This window comes from Candidatus Colwellia aromaticivorans (assembly GCF_003333305.1).
GTDB lineage: Bacteria > Pseudomonadota > Gammaproteobacteria > Enterobacterales > Alteromonadaceae > Colwellia > Colwellia aromaticivorans.
On the sequence record NZ_QOLD01000069.1, the window covers coordinates 22,956 to 46,111 of the forward strand.

At 37.2% G+C, this 23,156-nt stretch carries 18 protein-coding genes and 4 tRNA genes; 15 read left to right on the top strand and 7 right to left on the bottom strand.

Annotated elements, in window-relative coordinates:
- Nucleotides 1-42: 42 nt before the first annotated feature.
- Entirely contained in the window at nucleotides 43-897 is an 855-nt protein-coding gene (gene folD, locus DWA31_RS10570) for a bifunctional methylenetetrahydrofolate dehydrogenase/methenyltetrahydrofolate cyclohydrolase FolD (RefSeq protein ID WP_114326559.1), read from the bottom strand.
- Nucleotides 898-1,224: 327 nt separating this feature from the next.
- Between folD and DWA31_RS10575 the strand changes: the two genes are divergently transcribed.
- From DWA31_RS10575 to DWA31_RS10625, 10 genes are all read left to right on the top strand, one after another.
- A tRNA-Pro gene (locus DWA31_RS10575) sits at nucleotides 1,225-1,301 on the top strand.
- A gap of 226 nt (nucleotides 1,302-1,527) precedes the next feature.
- Nucleotides 1,528-1,604 (top strand) — tRNA-Arg (locus DWA31_RS10580).
- Between the two features lie 31 nt (nucleotides 1,605-1,635).
- Nucleotides 1,636-1,711 (top strand) — tRNA-His (locus DWA31_RS10585).
- A 43-nt stretch (nucleotides 1,712-1,754) separates the two neighbouring features.
- Nucleotides 1,755-1,831: transfer RNA gene (locus DWA31_RS10590), tRNA-Pro, on the top strand.
- Nucleotides 1,832-2,355: 524 nt separating this feature from the next.
- Nucleotides 2,356-3,663 carry a trigger factor gene (gene tig, locus DWA31_RS10595; protein WP_114326560.1) on the top strand — a complete coding sequence of 436 codons (1,308 nt, stop codon included), beginning with the start codon at nucleotides 2,356-2,358 and terminating at the stop codon, nucleotides 3,661-3,663.
- A gap of 389 nt (nucleotides 3,664-4,052) precedes the next feature.
- Nucleotides 4,053-4,712 (top strand): ATP-dependent Clp endopeptidase proteolytic subunit ClpP, encoded by a 660-nt coding sequence (gene clpP / locus DWA31_RS10605; protein ID WP_114326561.1) that lies wholly within the window; start codon nucleotides 4,053-4,055, stop codon nucleotides 4,710-4,712.
- Nucleotides 4,713-4,837: 125 nt separating this feature from the next.
- Nucleotides 4,838-6,115 (top strand): ATP-dependent protease ATP-binding subunit ClpX, encoded by a 1,278-nt coding sequence (clpX, locus tag DWA31_RS10610; protein WP_114326562.1) that lies wholly within the window; start codon nucleotides 4,838-4,840, stop codon nucleotides 6,113-6,115.
- A gap of 162 nt (nucleotides 6,116-6,277) precedes the next feature.
- Nucleotides 6,278-8,623, top strand: a complete 2,346-nt coding sequence (lon, locus tag DWA31_RS10615; RefSeq protein WP_114326563.1) for an endopeptidase La — start codon at nucleotides 6,278-6,280, stop codon at nucleotides 8,621-8,623.
- A gap of 328 nt (nucleotides 8,624-8,951) precedes the next feature.
- On the top strand, nucleotides 8,952-9,245 hold the full coding sequence (locus tag DWA31_RS10620) for an HU family DNA-binding protein (RefSeq protein ID WP_342766956.1): 294 nt from the start codon (nucleotides 8,952-8,954) through the stop codon (nucleotides 9,243-9,245).
- Nucleotides 9,246-9,605: 360 nt separating this feature from the next.
- A complete protein-coding gene (locus DWA31_RS10625) occupies nucleotides 9,606-11,534 on the top strand; it encodes a SurA N-terminal domain-containing protein (protein ID WP_114326565.1) in 1,929 nt (642 codons plus the stop codon).
- A gap of 82 nt (nucleotides 11,535-11,616) precedes the next feature.
- Here DWA31_RS10625 and DWA31_RS10630 read toward each other — a convergent pair whose 3' ends face one another.
- From DWA31_RS10630 to pspF, 6 genes are read right to left on the bottom strand one after another with little or no spacing between them, the layout of a single operon-like run.
- Nucleotides 11,617-12,402, bottom strand: a complete 786-nt coding sequence (locus DWA31_RS10630) for a peptide ABC transporter ATP-binding protein (RefSeq protein ID WP_114326566.1) — start codon at nucleotides 12,400-12,402, stop codon at nucleotides 11,617-11,619.
- 1 nt (nucleotide 12,403) lies between these two features.
- The gene (locus DWA31_RS10635) at nucleotides 12,404-13,426 is read right to left on the bottom strand and encodes a peptide ABC transporter ATP-binding protein (protein WP_114326567.1); all 1,023 of its coding nucleotides are present in this window, start codon (nucleotides 13,424-13,426) and stop codon (nucleotides 12,404-12,406) included.
- The gene (locus DWA31_RS10640; protein WP_114326568.1) at nucleotides 13,426-14,319 is read right to left on the bottom strand and encodes an ABC transporter permease subunit; all 894 of its coding nucleotides are present in this window, start codon (nucleotides 14,317-14,319) and stop codon (nucleotides 13,426-13,428) included. The genes DWA31_RS10635 and DWA31_RS10640 overlap by 1 nt, the downstream gene beginning before the upstream one ends.
- A complete protein-coding gene (locus DWA31_RS10645; RefSeq protein WP_114326569.1) occupies nucleotides 14,309-15,337 on the bottom strand; it encodes an ABC transporter permease subunit in 1,029 nt (342 codons plus the stop codon). The genes DWA31_RS10640 and DWA31_RS10645 overlap by 11 nt, the downstream gene beginning before the upstream one ends.
- A 2-nt stretch (nucleotides 15,338-15,339) precedes the next feature.
- Nucleotides 15,340-17,025 (bottom strand): ABC transporter substrate-binding protein, encoded by a 1,686-nt coding sequence (locus DWA31_RS10650; RefSeq protein WP_114326570.1) that lies wholly within the window; start codon nucleotides 17,023-17,025, stop codon nucleotides 15,340-15,342.
- On the bottom strand, nucleotides 17,012-18,151 hold the full coding sequence (gene pspF / locus DWA31_RS10655; protein WP_114326571.1) for a phage shock protein operon transcriptional activator: 1,140 nt from the start codon (nucleotides 18,149-18,151) through the stop codon (nucleotides 17,012-17,014). The genes DWA31_RS10650 and pspF overlap by 14 nt, the downstream gene beginning before the upstream one ends.
- Nucleotides 18,152-18,459: 308 nt before the next feature.
- On the opposite strand from pspF, the gene pspA reads away from it, so the two are divergent.
- The 5 genes from pspA (at nucleotide 18,460) to DWA31_RS10680 (ending at nucleotide 22,902) form a co-directional block, all read left to right on the top strand.
- Nucleotides 18,460-19,119 (top strand): phage shock protein PspA, encoded by a 660-nt coding sequence (pspA, locus tag DWA31_RS10660; protein ID WP_114326572.1) that lies wholly within the window; start codon nucleotides 18,460-18,462, stop codon nucleotides 19,117-19,119.
- Between the two features lie 124 nt (nucleotides 19,120-19,243).
- A complete protein-coding gene (pspB, locus tag DWA31_RS10665; RefSeq protein WP_114326602.1) occupies nucleotides 19,244-19,456 on the top strand; it encodes an envelope stress response membrane protein PspB in 213 nt (70 codons plus the stop codon).
- Nucleotides 19,453-19,914, top strand: a complete 462-nt coding sequence (gene pspC, locus DWA31_RS10670; protein WP_210725585.1) for an envelope stress response membrane protein PspC — start codon at nucleotides 19,453-19,455, stop codon at nucleotides 19,912-19,914. The genes pspB and pspC overlap by 4 nt, the downstream gene beginning before the upstream one ends.
- A gap of 436 nt (nucleotides 19,915-20,350) precedes the next feature.
- Nucleotides 20,351-21,808 carry a YcjX family GTP-binding protein gene (locus DWA31_RS10675; RefSeq protein WP_114326573.1) on the top strand — a complete coding sequence of 486 codons (1,458 nt, stop codon included), beginning with the start codon at nucleotides 20,351-20,353 and terminating at the stop codon, nucleotides 21,806-21,808.
- On the top strand, nucleotides 21,805-22,902 hold the full coding sequence (locus tag DWA31_RS10680) for a YcjF family protein (protein ID WP_114326574.1): 1,098 nt from the start codon (nucleotides 21,805-21,807) through the stop codon (nucleotides 22,900-22,902). Before DWA31_RS10675 ends, DWA31_RS10680 begins: the two co-directional genes overlap by 4 nt.
- Nucleotides 22,903-23,156: the final 254 nt, after the last annotated feature.

Here is a 23,156-nt window from a genome sequence, read left to right on the forward strand (position 1 = left end):
GACTGTTCGTCCCTCACGCTCAGGATGAGCGGTATTGTCCATTTATTTCCCAAATTGCTCACAAGCAATAAGCGTATTTTCAATCAAGCTTGCTACGGTCATTGGGCCAACACCACCCGGAACGGGAGTGATAAAAGCTGCTTTATTCTTAGCGATATCAAAATCGACATCACCAACAAGTTTTCCAGACGCTAAACGGTTAATGCCTACATCAATTACAATTGCACCCTCTTTAATCCACTCACCGGGAATAAAGGCGGGTTTACCAACTGCGACAACAATTAGGTCAGCATTTCTCACTTTCCCTTCAAGATCTTTAGTGAACCGGTGCGTAGTCGTAACAGTACAGCCAGCCAGTAATAACTCTAACGTCATTGGACGGCCAACAATATTTGAAGCGCCAACTACCAAAGCTTCTAAACCGTAAGGGCTTATATCCGTTGACTCGATAAGCTCCATAATACCTTTTGGAGTACAAGGGCGTAATCCGGGTTGACGCAGAACGAGTTTACCAACATTAAAAGGATGGAAACCATCAACATCTTTCTCGGGGTGAATATGTTCTATGATCAAGTTCGCATCTAAGGTTTCAGGCAAAGGCAGTTGCACCAAAATACCATCGATTGTGTCATCGTTATTGAGTTCATCTATTAATTGGTATAATTCATCTTGTGAGGTGGTAGGTGGCAAATCATATGAGCGAGAAACAAAGCCAACTTCTTCACAAGCCCTACGTTTACTACCAACGTAAACTTGAGAAGCCGCATCACACCCTACTAGAATAACAGCTAAGCCAGGGGCTCTTTGACCATGGCTAATGCGTATATTAACTTTTTCTTTTACTGAATCTCTTAGTCGTTTGGCAATGCTTTTGCCGTCAATTAATGATGCCGTCATAATGCTTATACTTGACCTTAAATATATTATTTAAATAATAGTGATAAAACAGCGCTATTTTGCCATAAAGGTAGACTGAGTAGTAGGTATAAATAACAGTTAACACACTTGCGTGTTATAACCGCTGTTTGAAATTATAGTTATGATAGATTACATAAATGATAGAAAGCCAAATAAGGGGGTTTTGATTCAACAATTGACCAAGTTGCATTAAAATTAGGCGAACACGTTTTTTTTAAAAAAAAAGGTTTGACTGGGCTGACGCAACTCGGTAATATCCGCATCCGTTGAAAGCAGCTAATATTTAGTTTGATTTTTAACGGATGTCGGTGATTAGCGCAGCTTGGTAGCGCACTTGGTTTGGGTCCAAGGGGTCGCAAGTTCGAATCTTGCATCACCGACCACTTTTTCTTTCTAGAATATTAGAAAGTTCAAGTCTTGGTTTGAGTGTCGTCAAGTTCAGTCGAAAGTTTGAATCTTGCATCACCGACCACTTTTTCTTTCTAGAATATTAGAAAGTTCAAGTCTTGGTTTGAGTGTCGTCAAGTTCAGTCGAAAGTTTGAATTTTTCATCACTAACCACTTTTTTATTCTTTAGAATTTTAAAGTAAAGCTTTTGTAGGTAAATGTGCGCCCTTAGCTCAGCTGGATAGAGCAACGCCCTTCTAAGGCGTGGGTCGCAGGTTCGAATCCTGCAGGGCGCGCCATACTAAAAAGTAAATGTAAAAATGTATTATGGTGGCTATAGCTCAGTTGGTAGAGCCCCGGATTGTGATTCCGGTTGTCGAGGGTTCAAATCCCTTTAGCCACCCCATCTTTATTTCATTACATGCCAATGTAGTGGGAATTGTGAAAATCGGTGATTAGCGCAGCTTGGTAGCGCACTTGGTTTGGGTCCAAGGGGTCGCAAGTTCGAATCTTGCATCACCGACCACTTTCTTTATTTCTTCTTTAAATATTCAAATATCCAAATGTATTTTTTGGTGTAATGAAAAAAAGTCAAAATTTCAATCTGTCATCATTGACCAATGACTTTATTTTCTCTAAAAAATCAACCTCTCGATTGAACCCTGTCATTTTCAAAGTATGGGCAGTGACTCAGAACAAATACTTCTTTTATTTTTCATTAATATCAATAAATACATCAACTAAATTGAAATGCATGCAGTGGCTTTGATTACGTTACATCTCTTTTTAAGAGAGTGAGCATTGATAAAAAAATGTATCTTGATCATGAATCGCTCAGACATCCTGAAACTCGCATACTTGAAGTATCATGGGGATCTAATTTTCCGAGAAAACTTGCTCTTGCAAGTTCTTTTATGTATCGCTATAATTTGGCGTCATAAATTTTAACCGTTCGTATGAACAAGGCACTTTTACTGCTTTATAGTAAAGTAAGTAAACATTAGTGCATTATAAAAAGCGTAGCACGCTAATTTCTTTTGAGGTAATTAAATGCAAGTTTCAGTTGAGACAATACAAGGTTTGGAACGTCGTTTGACTATTTCAGTTCCAGCCGAAACAGTAGATGTTGAAGTTAAAAATCGCCTTCGTCAAGTGAGTAAAACCCAACGTATTGACGGCTTCCGTCCAGGTAAAGTACCAGCGTCAGTTATTCAAAAACGTTACGGTAAATCAGTTCGTCAAGAAGTTGCTGGTGAACTCATGCAACGTAATTTTGTTGATGCCATCATTGCAGAAAAAATTAATCCAGCAGGACGTCCTTCATTCGTAGCTAAAAGCAATGAAGATGGTAAACCATTAGAGTTTGAAGCAACATTTGAAATTTATCCTGAAGTTGAATTAAAAGACTTAGAAAAAATTGCAGTAGAGCGTCCAGACGTTGAAGTTAACGATGCAGATTTAGATGAAATGTTTGTAACATTGCAAAAGCAACACCAAACATGGAAAGAGAACAAACGTATAACAAAGAAAGGCGACAAGTTAACACTTGATTTCAATGGCCGTGTTGATGGTGAAGAATTTGAAGGTGGTAAAGCTGAAGGATTTGAACTTGAACTTGGCGCGGGTCGCATGATTCCAGGTTTCGAAAAAGAAATCACGGGTATGAAAGTCGGCGAAGAAAAAACGATTAAAGTTACATTCCCTGATGATTATCATGCAGAAAATCTAAAAGGTAAAGAAGCTGAATTTGACATCGTTGTTCATAAAACTGAAGGTTCAGTATTACCTAAAGTTGATGAAGAGTTTGCTAAACTTTTCGGTGTTGAAGAAGGTGGCGTTGACGCTTTACGTGCAGAAGTTAGCAAAAACATGTCACGTGAATTAACGCAAGCTGTTAAGGCTAAAGTTAAAGAACAAGTAATTGAAGGCTTATTAGCTGGTCATGAAGTTGGTTTACCGTCGGCGTTAGTTGCTCAAGAAGTTGATGTTTTACGTCAGCAAGCTATGCAGCGCTTCCAAGGCCAAATGGATCCAAAAAACTTACCTGAACTACCAAGTGAGATGTTTACTGAGCAAGCAGAACGTCGCGTTAAAGTTGGTTTGTTATTAGGTGAAGTGATTAAAATTAACGAATTAAAAGTTGATAATGCTAAAGTTGATGAGTTAATTGCTACTGCTGCTTCTGCTTACGAAGATCCAAAAGAAGTTATTGAATACTATGCAAACAACCAAGAATTAATGCAGCAAATGCAAAATGTTGCTTTAGAAGAGCAAGCAGTTGACTTTTTAGTTGAAAAAGCTGATGTATCAAGCAAAAAAGCGAGCTTTAAAGATATTATGAACCCAGAAGGTAAGTAATACCGCTTTTTATATTGACAAAAAGCTACGCAATAGCTTAAATGGCTTATATGGAAACATATAGGCCATTTTATTTTTATATAGCCAAGGCACTTCAAAATGCGAGTTTCAGGATACCTGAGCGGATCATGATCAAGGCGCATCTTTTGATTAAGGGTTGTTCCCTTAAAAACAGATGTAACGATGAGTATGTTTTTCTCAGGAATCCCCGTAGGACTGGTTTAGAAACGTTTTAGTCTACGTTATTGAATTTGAGAAGGGAGTTAACCATCTCTTCAATCAATAGCTTGCCTAAACACGTTTCTAATTCCAGCTGAATCCTGCATTTTGAAGCAACTTGGGTATATGTAAGCCACTTTTTTACATTCGGTTTTAGGGAAGGTACACACTTGTTTACTTCACAACATGCATCTCAGTTTAATTCAGAAATTAATTCTCAAAGTTCAGCCTCCAACCCAGAAAGCGCTTTAGTGCCTATGGTAGTAGAACAAACCGCTAAGGGTGAACGTTCTTACGATATTTATTCTCGACTATTAAAAGAGCGAGTTATCTTTTTATGTGGTCAAGTTGAAGATCACATGGCGAATTTAATCATTGCCCAATTATTGTTTTTAGAATCAGAAAGTCCAGATAAAGACATATTTCTTTATATCAACTCGCCTGGTGGCTCGGTAACAGCGGGTATGGCAATTTACGATACCATGAAATTTATTAAGCCGAATATAAGTACTGTTTGTATTGGTCAAGCCGCAAGCATGGGCGCATTTTTACTTTCTGGTGGTACCAAAGGTAAGCGTTATTGTTTACCTAATGCCCGCGTAATGATTCATCAACCACTTGGTGGTTTTCAAGGTCAAGCATCAGATTTTGAAATTCATGCAAAAGAGATTTTGTATATTAAAGATAAGCTAAATCGTTTAATGGCTGAACATACCGGACAGTCTTTAGAGAAAGTATCTCAAGATACTGATCGAGATAATTTTTTAAGTGCAGAAAGTGCAGTTGAATATGGTTTAGTTGACTCCATATTAGAACAAAGAAACAGTTAAACTTTTTAAATACACCATTTTATAAAAAAAGGGTGTACTGAAAAAATGATAAAATTACTACTATACTTAGTTTATATAAACAGTTTGTAGCTAATTAACAGTATTAAGATATTTAGAGGTAGGGCATGACGGATATTAAAAGTGGCGACGGTGACAATGGTAAGTTACTTTACTGCTCATTTTGTGGCAAAAGCCAACATGAGGTTCGTAAACTAATTGCTGGCCCATCAGTATTTGTTTGCGATGAATGTGTTGAATTATGTAATGACATTATTCGTGAAGAAATCAAAGAGATTTCACCCAAAGAAGAAAAAGAAGCATTACCTTCTCCAGTAGAAATACGTGAAAGCTTAGATGACTATGTTATTGGTCAGGATCACGCGAAAAAAGTATTAGCCGTTGCGGTTTATAACCATTATAAACGTTTACGTAATGGTGACTCGCATAATGGTGTTGAGCTAGGTAAAAGTAATATTTTATTAATCGGTCCAACTGGCTCAGGTAAAACCTTATTGGCGCAAACGTTAGCTCGTTTGCTTGATGTGCCTTTTACTATGGCAGATGCTACGACACTAACTGAAGCAGGTTATGTAGGTGAGGATGTAGAGAATATTATTCAAAAATTGTTACAAAAATGTGATTATGATGTTGAAAAAGCTCAACGCGGTATTGTTTACATTGATGAAATAGATAAAATTTCTCGTAAATCAGACAACCCTTCAATTACTCGTGATGTATCAGGCGAAGGCGTTCAACAAGCATTGTTAAAACTTATTGAAGGTACTATTGCTTCTGTACCGCCACAAGGCGGACGTAAGCATCCTCAACAAGAATTTTTACAAGTTGATACCTCTAAAATACTCTTTATATGTGGTGGCGCGTTTTCTGGCCTTGATAAAGTGATTGAGCAACGTTGCCAAACCGGAACAGGTATTGGTTTTGGAGCTGAAGTACGTGGTAAAGATGAAGAAGTAACTTTAACAGAGCGCTTAGAGGAAGTTGAACCTCAAGATTTGGTTAAGTATGGTTTGATTCCTGAGTTTATCGGTCGTTTACCTGTTCTTGCAACCTTACGTGAATTAGATGAATCTGCATTAATTCAAATTCTACAAGAGCCTAAAAATGCATTAACCAAACAGTTTGTCGCATTATTTGATATGGAAGAAGTTGAATTAGAGTTTAGAGAAGATGCATTACGCGCAATCGCTAAAAAAGCGATGGATAGAAAAACAGGGGCTCGTGGTTTACGCTCGATTGTTGAAGCGGTATTACTCGATACTATGTATGAACTACCATCAATGGAAAATGTGAGTAAAATAGTTGTTGATGAAACAACGATAAAAGGTGAATCTAAACCCTTGGTTATTTACGATAGCAAGCAGGATCAAGCTGCTTCCGAGTAAGCGATATGAGTATATAATTACTGTTTGAATTTAAAGAGCCCTTGTGGCTCTTTTTTGTTTCTACCTCAGCTATAGAAACTTATTTTTATTGCTTGTAACTTCTTTATTTATCCCCATATACTTTCTAATCAGTAATTTATAACACTTTTTAAAGAGACTCACATGACCGAAGAATTATCTGGTGTAGTTGAAATTCCCGTACTTGCCTTAAGAGATGTTGTCGTTTACCCACAAATGGTTATTCCTTTATTTGTTGGTCGAGAAAAATCTATTCGTTGTTTAGATCTTGCCATGGAAAATGACAAGCAAGTATTTTTGGTAGCACAAAAAGATGCTGCTATTGATGACCCTCAAGCCAATGATGTTTATGAAGTAGGTACAGTAGCGACTATTTTACAAATGTTAAAACTTCCAGATGGCACAGTAAAAGTGTTAGTTGAAGGAGTACAGCGTGCACGGGTGACAGCATTTGTTGAAACGCAAGAATACTTTAGTGCAAATGTTGAATACTTACCAATTGAAGGTGATTCAGAAGATGATACCGAAGTATTAATTCGCTCTGCCATCTCACAATTTGAAGGTTATGTAAAACTTAATAAAAAAATTCCACCAGAGGTACTCACCTCGGTTTCAGGTATTGACGATGCTCAGCAGTTAGCTGATACCATGGCTGCTCATATGCCGTTAAAGCTTGGCGATAAACAAAAAATATTAGAAATCATTAATGTTTCTAAACGTTTAGAGCATTTAATGGCGCTGATGGAAGGTGAAATTGATTTATTACAAATAGAGAAAAAAATTAGAACGCGCGTTAAAAAGCAAATGGAAAAAAGTCAACGCGAGTATTATTTGAATGAGCAAATGAAAGCCATTCAAAAAGAGCTTAATGAAGGTGATGAAACACCAGACGAGCTTGAACTTATGGCTAAGCGTATTGATGAAGCTCAAATGCCGGCAGAAGCAAAAGATAAAACGTTGGCCGAATTACAAAAATTGAAAATGATGTCACCAATGTCAGCTGAAGCGACAGTAGTGCGTAGTTATATTGATTGCATGATCAATGTACCATGGAAAAAACGTAGCAAATTAAAGCGTAACCTAGCGTTAGCACAAGAAGTGTTAGATAAAGACCATTATGGTCTAGATAAAGTAAAAGAGCGCATTCTAGAGTATCTTGCCGTACAACAGCGCGTTAGCCAGTTAAAAGGTCCTATTCTTTGTTTAGTCGGTCCTCCAGGAGTTGGTAAAACCTCATTAGGCCAATCTATTGCTAGATCTACAGGGCGTAAATATATTCGTATGGCGCTAGGTGGTGTGCGTGATGAAGCTGAAATTCGTGGTCATCGCCGTACTTATATCGGTTCATTACCTGGCAAGTTAATTCAAAAAATGTCGAAAGTTGGGGTAAAAAACCCACTGTTCTTATTAGATGAAATTGACAAAATGGCTTCAGACATGCGTGGCGATCCTGCTTCTGCTTTACTTGAAGTGTTAGATCCTGAGCAAAACACCACTTTTAATGATCATTATTTAGAAGTTGATTATGACTTATCTGATGTTATGTTCGTCGCTACGTCTAATAGTATGGATATTCCTGGGCCATTACTTGACCGTATGGAAGTTATTCGTTTATCGGGTTATACCGAAGATGAAAAACTAAATATTGCTCGTAATCACTTACTAGATAAACAAATTAAGCGTAATGGTCTAAAGAGCAAAGAAATAACAATTGAAGACAGTGCTATTATTGGAATTATTAGATATTACACTCGAGAAGCAGGGGTACGTAATCTTGAACGTGAGATATCTAAATTATGCCGTAAAGCAGTTAAATCCATTTTATTAGATAATAAACTGAAAAGTGTTGTTATCAATCAAGACAATTTAGATGAATTTTTAGGCATACAACGATTTGATTATGGTAAAGCCGATGATGAGAATCGTGTGGGCTTAGTAACCGGTTTAGCATGGACACAAGTGGGTGGTGAATTATTAACGATAGAGACAGCCTCAGTACCTGGTAAAGGTAAATTAACCTATACGGGCTCTTTAGGTGACGTAATGCAAGAGTCGATTCAAGCGGCGATGACTGTAGTGCGAAGCAGAACGAAAAAGTTGCGTATCAATGAAAATTTTTATGAAAAACGTGATATTCATGTTCATGTACCGGAAGGGGCAACACCAAAAGATGGACCAAGTGCTGGTGTAGGAATGTGTACTGCACTCGTTTCAAGTTTAACCGGTAATCCGGTAAGAGCAGACGTTGCCATGACAGGTGAGATTACCTTACGCGGTGAAGTTTTGGCTATTGGTGGTTTAAAAGAAAAGTTATTAGCAGCGCATCGTGGTGGCATTAAAACGGTCATTATTCCTCATGAAAATGAACGTGATCTAAAAGAAATACCTGAAAATGTTAAAGCTGATTTATCTATTCACCCAGTAAAATGGATAGATGAGGTACTGAAACTGGCGCTTGAGCACCCAGTAGAGCAATGGCAAGCAGAGTGATTTTTATACGAGAAAAGTTGCTTTTTGATATAAATCATTAAAAAAGGTTAAAAAAGGTTAAAAAAGTCAAAAAACTTGTGAAAAATAGTAATTAAGGCTTTTCAAACGTTGAAACTATGGTAAGTTAACTACGCTTATATCGCTAGACCCCTTGTATATCATGCATAAAGCAATATATTTAGGAGAGCTAGCACAAAGTATTTTTCTAAACTCTACGCTTGAAGTTCAACAAAAGAAATGATTTTACCTAGAGTATATAATTTCTACAGGACGAGCTTTTATTAAACCCCTTATTGAGGGAAGTAAAAATAGCGTTGTAATAATAACAATTGAAGGGGTATACACTGTGAATAAATCTCAACTTATCGAGAAAATTTCTGAAGGCGCAGACATTTCAAAAGCTGCTGCTGGTCGCGCATTAGATTCATTTATTGGTGCTGTAACTGAAGAGTTACAAAATGGTGAGCAAGTTGCTTTAGTTGGTTTTGGTACTTTCTCTGTACGTGACCGTGCAGCACGTACTGGCCGTAATCCACAAACAGGCGCTACTATTCAAATAGCGGCTGCTAAAATTCCTGCATTTAAAGCAGGTAAAGCATTAAAAGATGCTTGTAATGACTAATATTTGATTAATTGCTTTTAGCAGTTTTTATATTAAAAATATATTTAAAGACCACCTAAAGGTGGTCTTTTACTGTTAGCCTATTTAAATAGACTAAAAATAATGCCTATTCACCTTCCTCTGAAAGCGTAGTTATTCCGTAAATCTCTAGTACAGAGTATTCTACATCAATCCAGAGTTCCTTAATTAAAACACTATGAGGAAGACAGCAGGTGAACAGTTGAAAAAATAAAATGAATCTTGCACTTCAAGCGATGGTCTGCATCTGCTAAAATCGCGAGCAATAAAAAATTATAGCCTGAACTCTCGATATTATAGAGATCGGTTTTATTGGCTATACCTTAAATAAATGAGATAAAGATGTTAGAAAATATTCGAGAAAGCTCGCAGGGCATGACAGCCAAAATTATTCTTGGCCTTATTATATTAACTTTTGCTGTTGCTGGTCTTGGTAGTTACACTAATTCGACTGATACTTCTATTGCGACGGTTAATGGCGAAAAAATTAGTCAACAAGAATTCAATAAAGCTTATCAATCGCAACGTAACCGTATGGCACAACAATTTGGGGATATGTTCGATACTTTATCTAATGATAGTAACTATATGGCTAATTTTCGCCAAGGTGTTTTAGATAATCTAATTAATGAACGATTAATCGATCAAAGTGCAGAAAGTCTTGCTATTCGTGTATCAGATGAGCGACTTAAAAAAACGATAAGAGAAATGCCTGAATTTCAAGTTGATGGTGTTTTTGATAATAACCGCTACTTGGCTATTATTAACCAATCTGGTTTTTTCCAATCATCAAATTTTCGAGATTATTTACGTGTTGAAATGACTCGTCGTCAACTATCTCAAGCGCTTGTTTCTACAGAGTTCAACTTACCTTACCAAGAAAAATTACAACTGGCTTTGCAAAATCAAACCCGTGATATTCGTTTTGCAACTATTTCAGCAAAACAATTCGAAGCCGGTATTGATGTTAGTGAAGAAGAAATTAAAACTTACTATCAAGCTAATCAAATACGTTTTGAAAATAAAGAACAAGTAAAAGTAGATTATATCCGTCTAAGTATTGCTGATATAGCCAAAAACATCCAAGTTAGCGATGAGGAAGTTGCTAGCTATTATCAAGATAATATCGCCAGTTTTACTCAAGCGGAACAACGTCGTGTTTCACATATACTTATAGAGTTTACTGAGGGTGATAGTAATAGTGAAGCCACAGCCAAAACACAAGCTGAAACTGTGTTAGCTCGTATTGCTCAAGGAGAAGACTTTGCAGAGCTTGCTAAAGAGTTATCAAATGATACTTTTAGTGGTGAAAATGGTGGTGATTTAGATTTCCTTGAAGTTGGCGTAATGGAGTCAAGTTTTGATACTGCAGCTTTTGCATTAACAACAGTAGGAGATATCACCGAACTAGTCAAAACGAGTTTTGGTTACCATGTTATTAAATTGACAGAGCTTAAAACACAAGTGATTCAAAGTTTAGCTGATGTTAAAACTGAATTACTGGCTAAAGTGAGTAATGATAAAGCACAAGAGGAATTTTATACACAAACTCAAGAGATGGCACGTGTAAGCTTTGAGTTTCCAGACAGCCTCGAAGATGCCGCTAGTGAAGTGAATACTACGATAGAAACATCAACTTGGTTAGCTAATTCGGGATTAAATACTAATAGTAAAGCGCCTTTTAATAATCCTAAAGTGCTTGAAGCCGCTTTTTCTGATTTGGTTTTACAAGATAATATGAACTCCGATATTATAGAGCTGAATGATAATGAAGCCTTAGTATTACGTTTGAATACCTACCAAGAAGCAAATGTTAAGCCGTTAGTGGAAGTACAAGCGCAAATAGAAAAAATATTAGTGGCACAAAAGGCGACTGAAAAAGCACAAAGTACGATTCAAGCACTTTTGGTGCAATTTAAAGCAGGTAATGATATTACAGAAGAGTTAACTAAGCATTATGTTAGCTTTACCGCAAAAGAAAATGTTGGGCGTTATAGTGCAGATTTAGATCAAAGTATTACTCGTGAAGCATTTGTATTACCTCACCCTACAGAAGGGACTATTTCCGCATCGACAGTCGCACTAAGTAATGGAGATTTAGCTTTAGTAGAGGTACAGGCGGTTAATGTGGTTGATTCGATTGCGACTCCACAGCTTGCTCAGCAGCAAACCTCTCAATTAGCCCAATCTGCTTATAAAAGCTATGTTGATTCATTAAAAATTGGCGCTGAAATTACCCATGGTAAAGTAGCTGAACCGACAAACTATTAAATACTGATAAAATAAGTAGCGGATTTTTAAACCCGCTACTTATTTTATAGTATATCTTTTAAGAACCATTTTCTTCAGATCATCATTTTTTAGGTGTTAGTTGAAAACTATGATTCCGCAGTAGTTTTTGAGTTACTTTATGTTGTGGATTAGTCATCACATCACGAGTTTTACCTGACTCAACAACTTCCCCTTGCGATAACACCATAATGTCGTCACTAAAATGGCGAATGATGCCTAGGTTATGGGAAATTAGAATATAAGCTAAGCCCATCTGGTATTGCAGGTCTAACAACAAGTTAATCATTTGTGAACGTAATGACGGATCTAATGATGCCAATGCTTCATCGAGTATTATTACTTGAGGTTTTAATATAATCGCTCTAGCAAGCGAAATGCGCTGCTTTTGACCTCCAGAGAACATATGAGGATAAAAATTCATATGATCGCCCAATAAACCTACTTTTTGTAATGTGGTGCGAATAAGATCTTTTCGATGTACTTCATCAAAGGGCGTATTGAGTTTTAACGGCTCATCAAGTAATTGTAAAATAGTTAAGCTTGGGTTTAGCGTAGTGCCTGAATCCTGAAAGATCATCCGAATATGTTGGCATCTTTGTTTATAGCTAGCACTTTGTAATGCTTTACCATTTAAATAAATACAGCCGCTACTTGCTGGCTCTGCGCCAACTAATAACTTAGCTAACGTTGATTTTCCCGAGCCAGTATCACCGATAATAGCTAACGTTTGATGTGCTTCAACACTAAAAGAAATAGGCGCTAAAACGGTGGTTGTTTTTTTATTAAACCAATAGTTTTTATCTCTATATGACTTACTGAGGTCTTTTACTTCAAGTAACTCTGACATATTAGTTATCCCCCTTTATTATTTTTTTAGGAAGGGGGCTTGGTGGTGTAAGAGGAAAGTGGCAACTGACTTTATGTCCATGAAAATTAGTCACTGAAGGGGCTTTTACGCAAGCTTGCTGTGCTCTAGGGCACCGTGGACCTAAACGACAGCCAATGGGTAAATGTTGTAAAATGGGGATGCTGCCAGGCAATGTTTTTAATCGTGATTTTGCCGGTAAATGTAAATTGGCACTGGGGCTACTATCGACTAAAGCTCGGGTATAAGGATGTAATGGCTTACTAAATATTTGCGTTGTTGTACCTGCCTCAACAAATTGGCCACTATACATTACCGTAATGGTATTGGTCCAATGGGTGATGTTTTCTATATCATGACTGATCAATAAAATAGACATGTTTTTTAATTGGTTTAAACTGGCTAATAATCTGAAAATTTGTCCTTCATTGCTAATCTCCATTGCCGCTGTTGGCTCATCTGCAATCAATAATATAGGTCTTCTTGCTAAGGCCATTGCTATCATCACCCGTTGGCAGAATGCTTCAGTTAACTGATGCGGGTAACTTGAAAGGCAGGCGTTGTGGTCTTTTATGCCTACTTTATGTAGGAGTTTAATTGCAGCAGATTGACGTTGTTGTTTTCTTTGCCAAAAAAAGCCTGATAGCTGACCACTATCAATGGCTTCTGTTAGCTGTTCTCCAATTGATGTTGTGGGATCCAAACAAGCCATAGGTTCTTGAAAGATCATCGCAATATCACGAGAGAGTAGCGCTTTGCGTTCTTCAATTGAAAGGTGTAATAAATCAATGCCGCGCCAATGAAATCTATCAGCATGTACATGCCATTTATCGTCTAGTACACCGACAAGTGCTTGTGCTAATAATGACTTGCCTGAGCCTGATTCACCCACTAAACCTCGTACTTCACCTTCTTTCATGGATAAACTGATTTTATCAACGGCAAGTATACTTTGTTCATCATGGATGAGCTCAATTGATAGATTTCTAATATCAAGTAAATTCATTAGTGTTCCTTGCGCAGTTTAAGCGCATGGCGAATACCTTCACCGACAAGGTTGGTTGCAACTACGGAAAATAAAATAGCTAAACCGGGTAAGTAAACTGTCCATGGGGCGATATAAAATAAATCTAAACCATTAGCTAAGGTTGCCCCCCATTCAGGTAATGGAATTTGTGCGCCCAAACCTAAAAAACCTAATGTTGCAATGTCTAAAATAGCAGCAGATTGCGCTAAGGTTGCTTGCCCCATGATTCTATCGGTAATATTAGGAAATATTGAATAGTACAAAATTCTAAATGGACTTGCTCCATCTAGCTTTGAGGCTAGCACATAGCCTTTACGGGACTCTTCTTTTACTGCATAACGAGTAATATGAATAAACTGAGGAATGAGGACCAGCACTACTGCCCATACAGTGTTAGCTATACCAGGGCCTAAAATAGCAACAATAATAATAGCGAGCAGCAAAGACGGAATGGATAAAATCACATCGAGAAAATGATTAAGGAAGCTTGATTTAAGGCCTGAAGTTAAGGCTGATAATGAGCCGATTATCACACCAATAACCAGTGAAATAATAACAACGATAAAGCTAAGGCCAAAGGTAAGTGAAGTACCATACATTAAGCGCGATAACATATCTCGGCCTAATTCATCAGTACCTAATAGATAACTTACATTACCGTCAATATGCCATGCTGGAGGCAGTAATAGCATATCTAGTTGCCCTTCAACGGGCGAGTGGGGGGCTAAAAGCGGACCGAAAATAGCGAGCACTATCAAAAATAAAAAACAGCTAAAGCCTACCATTGCAACCGGTGTTTTTCGAAAAGCCAACCAAAGTTGCATAAAAGGAGAAGGAAAAATTTCTTCTAAATATATCTTATCACGCGCCATATTTAATTCCTCTAGCGAGTGGGTTTAACGCGGCATAAATAAAATCTGTTAGGATGTGCACGATAAAAATAAAGCATGATAAAACTAATAGACCACTTTGAATGGCGGTATAATCTCTTTGATAAATACTTTCTATAAGCCAACGACCTATTCCCGGCCAGCTAAAGATGACTTCAGTGACCATTGCAATGGTCACTAAATTAGCAAATTGCAAACCAACGTGACGAATTATTCTAATTAGTGCGTTTCTGATGGCGTGACGAAAAATAATTTGTTGAAAAGTTAAACCTTTAGCACTAGCTGCACGAATATAGTTAGTTTCTAACACTTCGATCATTGAAGTACGAGCTAAACGAATAAAGATCGTTGCAGGTGCTACTGCAATAACACAAGCAGGTAGAATAATGTGGGCGGTAGCATCACTAAAGGCTTGCCATTTATATGGACTGTCACTCAGAAGGATATCAATAAACTGAATGCCGGTTACTAGCTCTATTTCGAATAGTAAACTTATCTGCCCAGCAGAAGGAAACCAGCCTAAGTTGATAGAGAAAGCTAAAATTGCCAATAGCCCTAACCAAAAAACTGGTACCGAGTAACCTAACATTGACACAGACAAAATCAAGTTATCAGTGAGTTTATTATGCTTTATTGCTGCAATAAAGCCTAAGGGAATACCAACAAGCATAGCAATGAGCAGTGCTACTAAACTGAGTTCAATCGTTGCGGGTAGTAAGTTAACTATTTCAGTACTAATATCTGACTGGCTTGCCATTGATAACCCTAAGTCACCGTTGATTATATGGCTGAGGTAAGTCATGTATTGCCAGAAAAAATTACGGTGAGTTTGATAAGCCTCATTAAGCTCAATAAGTTGGCTTGGTGTCGCATTAATAGCACCTGATAAATTAATTATTGCCTCACCAGGGAATAAAAAATTTAAGCTAAATGACAGTAGTGTCAATAATAACATAGTAAACATAAATAGGCTTAATCGGCGTAAAGTAAAAACTAGCATAATTAATTTACACCTGTATTAATGATGTTGTTTTTTCTGCGTTGAGGGTTCTGCTTTACCACTGTTTTCTTACTGGTTAATTTGCGCTTGGCTACGTGGTAAAAATTGATACCGCCAAAGGGTGTTAAAATGTTACCTATTACATTGTTCCCCCGCGCTTGATAACGTTTTGAGTGCGCAATTGGAATTAAGGGAACTGCTTGTGTAAGTATAGCCATAGCTTGAGCGTAGTATTTTTTTCTTTGATTAATATTAGTTGTTTGCAATGCTTTTTTTATAATAGCATCATATTCTTGGTTACACCAAAAGGTGGTGTTGCTGCCAGTTTGTGTAGCGGAACAACTAAGTATAGGGGTGAAAAAATTATCAGGATCAGGGTTATCTGCAGACCAACCTAACAAAAAGCTTTGATGCTCGCCAAGTTTCAATCGTTTTAAAAAAGTGTTCCATTCATAACTAATAATATTAACTTTTATATCAATTTTCTTTAAGTCGCTTTGAATAAGCTTAGCCATAGTGATGGCATTTGGGTTATAAGGCCTTTGAATTGGCATGGCCCACAAATCCATAGTGAAGCCATCTGAATAGCCCGCTTGGGTTAGAAGGCTTTTTGCTAATATAGGATTAAATTCTTGTTCAAGGATACTTTCATCAAAAGCCCATGAAGTTTTGGGTAATAATGAATTAGCCATTTCAGCTTTCCCTTGATAAACCGTATCAAGCAAGGTTTTTTTATTAATCGCATAACTGATTGCTTGTCTAACTAGTTTATTATCAAAGGGGGCTTTTTTGACATTAAAACCAAAATAGCCAACGTTTAATGCCGTTACCGCCTCTAATGATAAATCTTCACGCTGAATTATTTTTTCATGGGCAATGGGGTAAGCTGTAACATCACACTCATTTGCGAGCAGTTTGGTTAATCTACCTGTATTACTGGGGGTTATATCAAATACTAGTTGTTCAATTTGTGCAGGTTCTTGCCAGTATCGTTCGTGACGGTAAAAGCGTATTAATGATCCAACGCGATATTCTTTTAACTTAAAGGGCCCTGTTCCTATTGGGTGTGTGTCTATATTTGATTTAGCCTTTTGTTTAGCAAGTTGTTCAGCATACTCAGCAGATAAAATTACAGCAAAATCAGTAGCAAGGTTCGCTAGGAATGAATTATCAGCATGAGACAAGTGAAATCGTATGGTGTGATCATTAATTTTTTCGATCTCGTCGATTAAATCACTAAAACTGACACTTTGAAAAAAAGGGTAATTTCCACCAGAAACTAAGTGATACGGATGCTCAGTATCTATAATTCTTTTAAAGCTAAAAATGACATCGTCAGCAGTTAATAACCTACTCGGGGTAAAATAATCAGTGTGATGAAAAGCAACATTTTTTCGTAAATAAAAGGTGATTTTTTTACCATCATGAGTAACATGCCAAGACTCAGCTAGGGCAGAGCTCAATGTGTTTTTATCGCCCTGATAAGCAATTAATCTATCGTATAGCTGGTTTGAGGTCGCATCTATTGTTGTACCAGACGTGACCAGTTGAGGATTAAAAGTTTCTGGTGAGCCTTCAGCGCAGTAAATCACACTGCGCTCACTTAATGATAGTTTACCTTCCTCGTTACAAGCAGTTAACAATAATAAGCTGAGTAGGATTGTTGTAATAAACTTAAGATAAATCATCAGTAACACCCCTCTCAAGTAAATTATATTTTTTTAAATAACCTCTCAGTTGATGATAGGTTAGTTCAAGTGCTTGAGCGGTTTTCTTTTGATTGTATTGGCAATGTGCTAACGCTGATTTAATTAATTCAACTTCGTAGTTTTGTGATAATGATTTTAATGATTGTGGGAAAGCATTGCTAATAGCATAGAGTGGACTGGCCGTTTCTACGATGTTTTCAGTATCAGCTAGGTCGCTAGCGGTTGATTTATCTGGTTGTTGAATACTATTCTCAGGGTGAGGTGCAATGAACTTTGGTTGTAACTGTGTTCTATCTATTGTCTTAATAAGCTGAGTTGGTCTAAAAGGCGACTCAAAGGGATCAATAATTAAATCATGTACAGGTAAATGAGGATTATTACAGCGATAAACACTGCGTTCGATTACATTTTTTAATTCTCGAATATTACCCGGCCAAGAGTATTCTAGCATGGCCCGTTTAGCCTTATCAGTAAAACCGCTAAACACTTCAAATTCTAATTCTCTCGTCATATTGATAGCAAAATGCTCTGCTAACATGAGAATGTCGTCAAGTCGCTCTCTTAATGGCGGCAAAGTAATAACATCAAAAGCTAAACGGTCAAGCAAATCGGCTCTAAATTGGCCTGATGCTGCTAAGGTTGGTAAATCTTCATTGGTTGCTGCAACTAAACGTACATTGGTGGTAATCGTACGTGATCCGCCAACGCGTTCAAATTCGCCGTATTCAACCACACGTAATAATTTTTCTTGAATTAATCCAGAAGTATTCGCAATCTCATCTAAAAAAAGGGTGCCATTATCTGCCCGTTCAAATCGACCTTCGTGACGTTTATTAGCACCGGTAAAAGCGCCAGAGTCATAACCAAAGAGTTCTGTTTCAAGTAAGTTTTCATTCAGAGCAGCACAATTAAGCTTTAAATAACTTTGTTCCCAACGTTTTGATAAATAATGTAAACGCGCAGCAACTAACTCTTTACCTGTACCACGTTCGCCAATAATTAATACTGGTTTACTCAATAGCGCAATTTGTGATACTTGTTCTAACACCTCTAGAAAGCAGTTAGATTGACCAAGAAGATTGTCTTGTTTATTAAAGCGCGACATGGCTTGACCTAATTATGATACCAATTAAATTCATTATAAATTGAAATAACTAAATAGACTTGGTATTAGTTAATTTCACTAACAAATAGTGTATTTTATTAATCGACGATATAATAGTATTTTTTAAGATTTCGATAAATCTAGCTAAAACAGTTGGTTAAGCCTTTTTGTCACGTTGGCGTAAAACATGAATAGCATAGTGTATAAGTTTACTACACATTTATACTCGTTTTTATTAAATTTGAATGAAATATCATTAATTTGAACAATAAGTAAGAGCGTTAACTAATATATAAGAGGAAGTCGTTATGGGTATTTTTTCAAGGTTTACCGATATTATCAATTCGAATATTAATAATTTATTAGATAAAGCTGAAGATCCAGAAAAAATGGTACGTTTAATTATTCAAGAAATGGAAGATACCTTAGTTGAAGTGCGTTCAAGTTCCGCTAAAACGTTAGCAGATAAAAAAGAACTTACTCGCCGAGTGACTCGTTTTGAAAATGAAGCACAACAATGGCAAGAAAAAGCAGAACTAGCGTTAAGTAAAGACCGAGAAGATTTAGCGCGTGCTGCGTTGATAGAAAAAAAGAAAAGTAGCGAGAATGCACAAACACTATTACAAGATTTAATGCATACAGAAGAGCATATAATGAAGCTTCAGAGTGAAGTTTTGCAATTGCAAGACAAACTAGCCGATGCAAAATCACGACAAAAAGTGATTGTTATGCGAGAGAAAACAGTTAAATCTCGTTTGAAAATTAAGAAGAATATTGATAGTAATAAAGTTGATGATGCGTTAAGTCGTTTTGATCGTTATGAACGAAAAATTGACAATCTTGAAGGGCAAGTTGAAGCATATGATCTAGGTAGTAAATCTCTAGCGGATGAAATTTCTGAACTTGAATCAGATGAAAAGGTAGATGATGAATTGGCTTCATTGAAAGCAAAAATGAAAAAGAAATAGCATTAGATTATGAGTCGCTAGTTGCGAGTATTCAATAGTCATTGTATCTGACTATTGGTTAAACTTAAGCGTTAAGTTGAACGTTAAGTATTTAATAAGGGGAAGTATCGTGGAAGAGCTCATTATGGCACCTGTTATTATTTTTATGGTCATCGTTGCGCCAATTTGGTTAGTACTGCATTACCGTAGTAAAGGGCAAGTTAGTCAAGGTCTTAGTGAAGAAGAGTATATCCAGTTATCTGACTTATCAGAAACGGCAGATAAAATGGCCGATCGTATTAAAACCCTTGAAGCTATTTTAGATGTGGAGACTCCAGATTGGAGAAATAAGCTATGATTGGGCGCAGAGGTGAGCTATACCGTAACCCAATTAATGGGAAAATAGCAGGTGTTTGTGCCGGTATCGCCGATTACTTTGGTTGGGAAACCTGGTTAATAAGGATTTTAGTGGTGTCAGGTGTATTGTTTGGTATGCCTTTCTTAATATTCGGTTATGTTGCCGCTTGGTTTATACTTGATAAAAATCCTAAGGGGCAAGTTAAGCACAGTAAATATCACAGAGCAGGAACTTCAAAACATTCACAGTATGAAAGTGCTAGCAAACATGATGAAGATGAACAAGTGAATGAATCGATTAAAGTTAAGGCTAGAGTGTGGCAATCAGGTGAACCACCTAAGCAGGCTTTTCACGATATTCGCCGTAAATTTTCTTCGTTAGAGAAACAGCTACAAGCAATAGAACACTATGTAACGTCACCAGAATTTACGGTGGCAAGAGAGATAAATAAACTATGATCGTCCCTCGGTGCTCCGTTCGTCCCTCGGTGCTCCGTTCGTCTCTCGTGTGCTCCGTTCGTCTCTCGTGTGCTCCGTTCGTCTCTCGTGTGCTCCGTTCGTCTCTCGTGTGCTCCGTTCGTCCTGAGCCAGTCGAAGGAAGCCAGTCGAAGGAAGCCAGTCGCCCTTCGACTGTTCGTTCCTCACGCTCAGGGTAAACGGTATTTCCCTATTTCCGCTTGTCCTGAGCTTGTCGAAGGGTCGAAGGAAGCCTGTGGTACTTCGACTGCTCGTTCCTCGCGCTCAGCATGAACGGTTGTGTTTATTCCTAGTTATGGTGGCCACATTGACTAGTGATATGACTACCAAAGTAAACTAAGGCTATTATTTCTTTAAAAAAATCATTACCATCAAACTATTCAATTATTAAGCTCTTTAAAATTCAGTTAAACAAAACATGGCAATGATTAAAAAACAGCGATTAGATAAATTAAAAAATAAAGCCAGTGAATTATTAAACCGTAGTCTAGATCAACACATCAATTTAGCCGTTACGGGGTTAAGTCGAAGTGGCAAAACCGCATTTATCACTTCACTTGTTAATCAATTAATCAATGAAGGTCACGGTAGTCGATTAAGTTTTTTCGATCCCGTTCATCACGGTAATTTTATTGCGGCTAAAAGGGTTCCACAAAAAAATCTATCTATCCCTCGCTTTGATTATGACAAAGCAATCTCTTCACTGACAAGTGATATACCCTCATGGCCTGAGCCTACTCACGGTATTAGTGAATTACGTTTAGCAATTCGTTATCAACCCAAAAAATCATTATTGAAATATGCCACTGATATGGCAACGTTAACGTTAGATATTACTGATTACCCGGGAGAATGGCTGCTTGATTTACCTATGCTCAATCAAACCTACGAACAATGGTCAGAGCAAACACAAGTATTATTGTCTGCGGCACCACGTGATAAACATTCTCAAGAGTTTTTAGTTAAAGTGGGACAAATTGATCCCTTTGGCGCAGTGGATGAAGAGCTATTAGCACAACTGTCAAAAGAATATACTAAGTTATTACATACTTTTCGTTATGAATTAGGACTATCGGTGATTCAACCAGGGAGATTTATTTTGCCTGCAGAGTTAGCTGGCGCTCCTATTTTAGAGTTCTTTCCGTTTCCAAACTTAAATACAATTGATGGCAATGATTATCAAAATGCGAGCGACGATAGCTTTATCGGTATGCTCAGGTCACGATATATTGAGTATAAAGAGCAAGTAGTTAAGGTGTTTTATCAGCAACACTTCTTACGTTTTGATCGACAAATTGTTTTAGCTGATTGCTTAACACCACTTAATGCTTGTTCAGACAATAGTGGCTCAGAGAGCTTTGCCGATTTACAACTAGCCATTGATATGATTTTAGAAAGCTATAGCTATGGTAAGTCAGGTTTGTTTTCTCGGTTATTTTCACCAAAAATAGATAAGCTGTTATTTGCAGCGACTAAAGCAGATCATGTTACTGCTGAGCAACATGGCCCGATGGTTTCTTTATTAGATCAACTTATATATCAAAGTAAACATAAGCTTAACTATGAAGCTATTGAAATGAAAACCCTGGCTATCGCTGCTGTGAAAAGTACTACATCGGGGAAAACGCTACACAAAGGGCAAAGGATATCAGTTATTCAAGGTAATACTTTACCCAAAGGGCAAGAGTCGACAGCAAAAATAACACTTTTTCCTGGCGCTGTTCCTGAAAAATTACCTGAAAAAAATTATTGGCAACAAAGTGCTTTTAATTTTATTAATTTCTTACCCATTACAGGTATGGAAAAACATGAGCCTTTACCTCATATTCGTATGGATCAGGTATTACAATTCTTATTGGCGGACAAAATGATATGAATAAAGGTAATGACAAAACGGACGAAAAAACCCACCAACAGCAAATACTGTTTTCTGATAGTGAATTGTTGATTGAACAAGTTACTAATGAAGTAAAAGCAAGCCAAGATGGCAAACAAGTGATATTTGATAATCAAGATTACTTACCAATAGATGAACAAAAAGAATTACCAGCACTATTAAATGAGCAAACCTTAGAGCACAATTTAACGGCAACAAAATCTAAGCCGCGTTGGTTATGGCGTATAGCGTTAACGCTACTTACCGGTGTTATTGGTGTTGAAACCGTTGACTTTTTTATGATGGGTTTTGTCAATTCGCCAATTATTACGAGTGTCTATGGTGTTATATTATCCTGTTTAATAGTGCTTGCTTCTTCAAGTGTGTTTAGTGAATGGTCAACCTTACGACAATTCAAATGCAGAGAAAAATTAAAACAACAAGCGTGTGAATTACTTTCAGATAATTCGCTAACTAAAGAGCAAAATATTAGCGCGTTAGACGTAAAAACCTTTTGTCAAAAAGTGAGTGAAAACTTGCCTTGTGATCTGGTTTCAGAGCAAGAGCAAGCGTGGCAAGATGCCTTAAATGCTCAATACAGTGACGCTGAATTATTACAACTCTATTCGCGATTAGTACTGACAAAGGTAGATGAGAAAGCGATGGCTGAAATTGCCAAATTCTCTACAGAGGCCGTTGTTTTGGTTGCACTTAGCCCTGTGGCATTAATCGATATGTTGATAATTTTATGGCGTAATTTACGCATGATTAATAAAGTTGCGCTCTTGTATGGTATAAAATTAGGATATTGGAGCAGAATAAAACTGATCAGGCAGGTGTTTGTTAATATGGCTTATGCTGGTGCTAGTGAGCTTATTGCTGATTTTGGATCGGATATGATCGGTGCTGATTTACTGGGTAAACTTTCGGGTCGTTTGGCTCAGGGATTAGGCGCGGGCATGCTAACAGCTCGCTTAGGTGTTAAAACTATGCAGTTATGCCGTCCTATTCCGTTTGCAGACAAGCCTAAGTTAGCTCATGTTAGAAGAGAAATGTTGGCAACAATTAAAAATCTAATCAGCCGAAAAGCCTAAAGCTTACTTTGCTCTTTAAGTTTAGCTGTAACTATTATTTTACGAAACTTAACTCTGTTAGTTTTTGACCTGTGCGCATTATACCAATCTCACTAACTATGTGATCATTTCTACTTGTTAAAACGACCAACTACTTCGTTATTTATTTAATAGCTAGAACAACTAGTTATTGAAATAAATGCCTTGTATTTGACCGTTTTCCCTACGTATAAAATAGATCACCTAATTAATGAAACTGGTATTACTTCCCTTTT